Annotated in this window: 6 protein-coding genes and 1 pseudogene; 3 read left to right on the forward strand and 4 right to left on the reverse strand. The window is 73.0% G+C overall.

The genetic code is table 11. The features are described 5' to 3' along the window. A partial coding sequence (locus tag DZG00_RS11525) for a hypothetical protein (protein ID WP_119455641.1) occupies nt 1-645 on the reverse strand: 645 nt, incomplete at its 3' end. A 224-nt stretch (nt 646-869) separates the two neighbouring features. Between DZG00_RS11525 and DZG00_RS11530 the strand changes: the two genes are divergently transcribed. Then, a complete protein-coding gene (locus DZG00_RS11530) occupies nt 870-1,364 on the forward strand; it encodes a MarR family transcriptional regulator (RefSeq protein WP_119381623.1) in 495 nt (164 codons plus the stop codon). After that, nucleotides 1,361-1,762, forward strand: coding sequence for an NUDIX hydrolase (locus tag DZG00_RS11535; RefSeq protein ID WP_119381622.1), 402 nt, complete (start codon nt 1,361-1,363; stop codon nt 1,760-1,762). The genes DZG00_RS11530 and DZG00_RS11535 overlap by 4 nt, the downstream gene beginning before the upstream one ends. 18 nt (nt 1,763-1,780) lie before the next feature. Here the strand turns inward: DZG00_RS11535 and DZG00_RS11540 are convergent, their stop codons facing one another. After that, complete coding sequence (locus DZG00_RS11540; protein ID WP_119381621.1) at nt 1,781-2,527, reverse strand: phosphotransferase; 747 nt, start codon at nt 2,525-2,527, stop codon at nt 1,781-1,783. 71 nt (nt 2,528-2,598) lie between these two features. Between DZG00_RS11540 and DZG00_RS11545 the strand changes: the two genes are divergently transcribed. After that, a complete protein-coding gene (locus tag DZG00_RS11545) occupies nt 2,599-3,987 on the forward strand; it encodes an MFS transporter (protein ID WP_119381620.1) in 1,389 nt (462 codons plus the stop codon). Here the strand turns inward: DZG00_RS11545 and dapF are convergent. Both dapF and miaA read right to left on the reverse strand, forming a co-directional pair. Next, nucleotides 3,935-4,684 (reverse strand): annotated as a pseudogene (dapF, locus tag DZG00_RS11550) (diaminopimelate epimerase); the annotation flags it as partial. The gene DZG00_RS11545 and the pseudogene dapF sit on opposite strands and share 53 nt — an antisense overlap. 9 nt (nt 4,685-4,693) lie before the next feature. Further along, nucleotides 4,694-5,617 carry a tRNA (adenosine(37)-N6)-dimethylallyltransferase MiaA gene (gene miaA, locus DZG00_RS11555; protein WP_119383202.1) on the reverse strand — a complete coding sequence of 308 codons (924 nt, stop codon included), beginning with the start codon at nt 5,615-5,617 and terminating at the stop codon, nt 4,694-4,696. Nucleotides 5,618-5,698 lie beyond the last annotated feature (81 nt).

Genomic DNA, 5,698 nt, shown 5'->3' on the forward strand with positions numbered 1-5,698 from the left:
GGGCAGCGAGGCGCCGAGGCCCTGGTACGTGTTGCCGGCGGAGGAGTCGAGCGTGACCGCGAAGGTGAAGTCGGTGCTGGCGTTCGCGGCGAGCGCGGTCAGCGTCTTGGCGGAGGAGCCGGCGAGGGTCGCGGCGGTGCCCGTGAAGACGGGGGTGGTGCTGCCGGCTGCGGTGATGACGACGTTGAGCTTGGAGCAGAAGTCCGTGGCCGAGCCGTTGACCGTGCCGTTCTTGGTCTGCGCGCAGGCGGCGCCCGGGGTCAGCGTGAAGGTCGAGGCCTTGGAGGAGCCGACGTTCTTGATGTTGACGACGCTCGTGACCGTCTGGCCGGGGATCATCGTGGTCGATCCGCCGAACTTGTTGATGGTGGAGCAGGTGGCGGCGTTGGAGTCGGCGCCGGTGGTCGCGCTCGTGCTGAGGCAGGTGACGGTCGGGGCGCCGTTGGCGCCGGCCTGCGACTCCTGCATGACGAGCGAGCCAGAGGCCGCCGTGTTGGTGTCGTTGGTGATCGAGGCGACGAAGCCCGACAGCGTGCCGGACATCGACACGGAGAGGAGGACGGCGGCGGCGACGCCGGTGGCGATGGCGAGGGGGGCGAAGCGGACGCGCTTGGTCTTGGCGGCGGCGGCGATGTGGTGCGACATGGTCTTGCTCCTGGATCGGGGGGAGAGGGGGCTGGGTGAGCCCGGGGAGAGATTCTGTGACTCGCTTTGCAAGTAACTCGAAGATACAGCTACTCGGGATTCGCGCAATACCCCCACAGCGGGGGTCAGGCCGTTCGCGGAGCGGATCGGTGCCGCGAGGGCGCGTTACAGTCACTGGACCGCCCACGGATCCCGCCGGATCCGCCGACACAGGGACACGCCAGATGAGCCCCGAGAGAACCGCCCCCCGCCGCGACGACGCCGCGGCCGTGGAGGCCCTCGCGAACGCGCTGCACATGATCGAGACCGCGCAGCGCCACCTGCGCACCCGCATCGCGCAGGACATCGGGGTCAACGTGACCGACCTGACGGTGATCAGCATCGTCGGCGACCTCGGCCGCATGACCCCCAAGCTGCTCGCCTCCGAGATCTCGATGGGCACGGGTGCGGTGACCGCCGTGATCGACCGGCTGGTCGGCGCCGGGCACCTCGACCGAGTGCCCAACCCGAAGGACCGCCGCAGCGTCTTCCTCGAGCTCACCGACGCCGGACGGAAGACCCTCGGCCGCATGACCGCCGACTACCAGGCGGCCGCCGCCGTGGCTCTGCGGGCCTCCCCCGCGCTCGGCACGGAGGAGACGGCGGAGGACATCGCGCGCGCCGCGATCGCGATGACGGCGCACACCATCGAGGGGCCGGACGCGGGCGCATCCGCGTGAGCGAGGGCTGCCAGGTCGTTCTCGTCGACGCGGCCGGGCGGATCCTCCTGCAGCTGCGGGACGCCATCCCGACCATCCCCTTCCCCGGCATGTGGGCGATCCCGGGCGGGATGCTCGAGCCGGGCGAGACGCCCCTCGCCTGCATCGTGCGGGAGGTCGAGGAGGAGCTGGGCGTGCGGATCCCTGCCGCGGGGGTCACGCACCTCATGTCGCGCACGCGCTCCTACGGGGTCGAGCACACGTTCACCGCGCGGCTCGACGTGCCGGCGGAGGACATCCGGCTCACCGAGGGGCAGCGCGTCGCGTGGTTCCCGGTGGCCGAAGCGGTCGCGATGGAGCTGGCGTACGAGGACGCGGACGTGCTGCGGGAGGTCGCGGGGCGGATCGCGCTCGCGTGAGGCGTGAGGCGTCAGGCGTCAGGCCGGGTGCGCGCGCTCGGCGTCGAGGATCCCGCGGAGGAAGGCGGCGTCGCCCCGGTAGTACGCGGCGTCGTCGCGCAGGTGCGGCTTGCCGAGCTCGTCGGCCTTGGCGAGCGACATCTCGGCGAGGTCGTGCAGGCGGAGGATCGCGACGCGGAGGACGTCGGCCCAGGTCGCGTCGGATCCGTAGGCGTCGAGGAGCAGGTGGACGCGGCGGCGGGCGTCGTCCATGCCGGGCGCGCCGTCCTGCGGGGAGCCGGAGAGCGGCACCGCGCGCGTGGCGAGGTACGCGATGTCCCAGATGCGCGGGCCGGGCGAGGCCATGTCCATGTCGATGACGCCCGTGAGGCGGCCGTCGGCGAAGACGAGGTTGTGGGGCGCGAAGTCGTTGTGGCAGATCACCTCGCTCGGCACCTTGGTGTTCGACTGCCAGACCGCGCCGTCGAGCGCGAACCCGACGCTCGCGTCGTGCAGCTCGCGGAGGCGGCGGCCGGCCTGGACGAGCACGTCGTCGGCCCAGACCCATGCGGGCAGCGGGTAGACGGGCACGTCGCCGTGCATGAAGGTGAGCCGCTCGCGGTCGCCCTCGATGCCGAGCGGCTGCGGGATCCCCTCGACCCCCGCGAGCGCGAGGTGCCGCAGCCAGCGGTGCACGGTGGGGGTCCACGGGCCGGCGTCGCGTGTCACGGTGTCGCCCGCGCGCTCGACGCGGTTCATGTTGCCGCCGTCGAGGGGTCCGTCCATCGGGCCAGCGTAGGGGCGGCCCGGATCGCCCCCGACCCTGCCGCGACACGTCCACCGACTAGGTTGCGACCATGAGCACCGCCGCGCCCGGACGCATCGACGAGCCCGCCGCCCCTCCCCGCCGACGGGTCGCCGCGTGGGCGCTGTGGGACTGGGGATCCGCGGCCTTCAACGCCGTGGTCACCACCTTCGTCTTCAGCACGTACCTCGCGAGCAGCCTGTTCGTGGATCCCGCGATCGTCGCTGCCGCGGGCGACGACACCAGGAACCCCGCGCTCGTCGCCGCGAAGGCCGACACCTCCGGCGTGATCTCGCTCGCGCTCACGATCGCGGGCCTCCTCATCGCGCTGCTCGCACCCGTGCTCGGGCAGCGCTCCGACGGATCCGGCCGCCGCCGCCTGTGGCTCGGCGTGAACACGGGCATCGTGGTGCTCGCGATGCTCGGCATGGTGTTCGTGGAGCCCGTGCCCTCCTACCTGTGGCTGGGCGCCGCGCTGCTCGCGACCGGCAACGTGTTCTTCGAGTTCGCGAGCGTGAACTACAACGCGATGCTCGTGCAGGTGAGCACGCCGCGCACGGTCGGCCGCGTGTCCGGCCTCGGCTGGGGCATGGGCTACGTGGGCGGCATCGTGCTGCTCGCGCTCCTGCTCGGCCTGTTCCTCTTCGACTTCGGCGTGCCCGGCGCGTCCGGCCTGCTGGCGCTGCCGTCAGGTGCGGAGGGCGGCGCGCTCGACGTGCGCATCGCGATCCTCGTGGCCGCGATCTGGTGCGCCGTGTTCTCGATCCCCGTGCTGGTGGGCGTGCCCGAGATCCCGTCCGCGCCCGGGCGCACGCGGCAGGGCATCCTCGCGTCGTACCGCACGCTGTTCCGCCGCATCGCCGAGCTGTACCGGGAGTCGCCGCGCGTGATCGTGTTCCTCGTCGCGAGCGCCGTGTTCCGCGACGGGCTCGCCGCCGTGTTCACGTTCGGGGCGATCATCGCGGCCCAGGTCTTCGGGTTCACCACCACCGAGGTGCTGCTGTTCGGCGTCGCGGCCAACGTGGTGGCGGGCATCGGCACGTTCGCGGCCGGCTGGTTCGACGACCGGTTCGGCGCGAAGCCCGTCATCCTCGTCTCGCTCGTCTGCCTCATCCTCGGCGGATCCGCGGTGCTGGCCGTCGGCGACGCCAAGGCCGGCTTCTGGGCGACGGGCCTCTTCCTCTGCCTGTTCGTCGGTCCCGTGCAGTCGTCGAGCCGCACGTTCCTCGCGCGCATCTCGCCGGCCGGCCGCGAGGGCGAGATGTTCGGCCTCTACACGACCACCGGGCGCGCTGTCTCGTTCCTCGCGCCGGGCCTGTTCGGCATCGCGGTGGCGATCACGGGCGACACGCGCTTCGGGATCATCGGGATCGTGATCGTGCTGCTGGCGGGGCTGCTGCTGATGACGCGGGTGCGCGGGGCGGATGCGCGGGTCGCCTGACGCCGCCGCAGCTCAGCGTCTCGCCGCTGCCGCGCTCGTGGACGCGCATGGTGATGTGGCCGACGCCGTCCACGACGAGCGGATCCGCGGGGACGACGAGCTCGACGTTCGCGCCGTCGGCGGGCTCGGGATCCAGCTGCGGCACGAACGCGAGGTCCGCCTCCGCCAGCTCGTCCTCGCTCGAGAGCGCGACGACGACGTGCGGGTTGCCCACGTCGATGCCGAGGCCGGGACGGGCGACCTGGAGGTCCTTCGCGCGCACGAGCGGCTCGCCGCCCGCGAGCGACCACCGACCGAGGTCGACCTGGAAGCCGGATCCGCTGCGCTGCACGTCGCGGACGCCGGCGCGGGTCCCGATGGGGACGGTGCGTCCGGGCGGGAGCTCGATGAGGCCGTTCTCGATGAGGAAGAGCGTGAACACGCGGATCCCGTTGCCGCACATCTCGGCGGGGCTGCCGTCGACGTTGCGGTAGTCCATGAACCACTCGGCGTCGGGATCCTCGTCGAGGGCGGCGCGGCCCTCGGGGATGCGGCTGGAGAGCACCGCCCGGATCGTCCCGTCGGCGCCGATGCCGAAGTGGCGGTCGCAGAGCGCCTGCACCTGCGTGTCGGTCAGGTCGATCTCGCCCGCGGGATCCGCGAACAGCACGAAGTCGTTGCCCGTGCCCTGGCCCTTGGTGAACTGCAGGTCTGCCATCCCGCCAGCCTACGGGCGCGCCGCCGGGAGGGCGTCGAGCGCATGCCCGAGCAGGCCGTCGTCGCGCGCATCGAGCCGCACCGCGTCGGCGTAGCGGCCGAACCACGACACCTGGCGGCGGGCGTAGCGGCGCGTGAGCGCGCGCGTCTCGTCGATCGCCTGGTCCTCCGTGAGCTCCCCCGCGAGCTGCCTGGCCGCCTGGGCGTAGCCGATGGCGCGGGAGGCGGTGACGCCGTCGGCGAGACCGGCCGGGAGCAGCCCGGCGACCTCGTCCACGAGCCCGTCTGCCCACATGCCGGACACGCGGGCGTCGAGGCGCGGCACGAGCTCCTCGCGCGGCAGCGTGAGCGCCAGGATCCGCGCGGGATGCCAGGGTCGCGGCTCCGCGGACTCGCGCTCCGGCTGCGGGCCCGTGATCTCGACGACCTCCAGCGCCCGTACGAGGCGGCGTCCGTTGTGAGCGCCGATCCGCTGCGCGGCGGCCGGGTCGAGGTCGCGGAGGCGACGGTGGAGCATGCCCGGCCCGGTCTCCGCGAGCTCCCGCTCCAGGCGCTGCCGGATCTCGGGGTCGGTGCCGGGGAAGTCGTAGTCGAAGAGGACCGACGAGACGTAGAGCCCGGAACCGCCGACGAGGATCGGCACCGCCCCGCGCTCGAGGATGCCGCCGATCGCCTCGCGCGCCTCCTCCTGGTACGCGGCCACGGTGGCCTCCGCGGTCACGTCGAGGACGTCGAGCATGTGGTGCGGGATGCCGCGCCGCTCGGTCTCGGGCAGCTTGGCCGTGCCGATGTCCATGCCGCGATAGAGCTGCATGGCATCGGCGTTGACGATCTCCGCGGCGCGACCCTCGGCCCGCATCCGGTCCGCGATGTCGAGGGACAGGGCGGACTTGCCGGTGCCGGTGGCGCCGACGACCGCGACGATCGCGGTCACGCGCGGTGGCGCGGGTGAGCGGGCCCGTCCTCCGCGGCCGACGGCACGCGGAGGGAGGGCAGCCCCAGCGACACGCGCGGC

It is taken from the genome of Clavibacter lycopersici, assembly GCF_003576405.1.
Classification (GTDB): Bacteria; Actinomycetota; Actinomycetes; order Actinomycetales; family Microbacteriaceae; genus Clavibacter; species Clavibacter lycopersici.

Bases quoted from the DNA above. Each gene is read 5' to 3' on its own strand.
- DZG00_RS11530 (WP_119381623.1), top strand. From the start codon at position 870: ATGAGCCCCGAGAGAACCGCCCCCCGCCGCGACGACGCCGCGGCCGTG.
- DZG00_RS11540 (WP_119381621.1), bottom strand. From the start codon at position 2,527: ATGGACGGACCCCTCGACGGCGGCAACATGAACCGCGTCGAGCGCGCG.
- DZG00_RS11545 (WP_119381620.1), top strand. From the start codon at position 2,599: ATGAGCACCGCCGCGCCCGGACGCATCGACGAGCCCGCCGCCCCTCCC.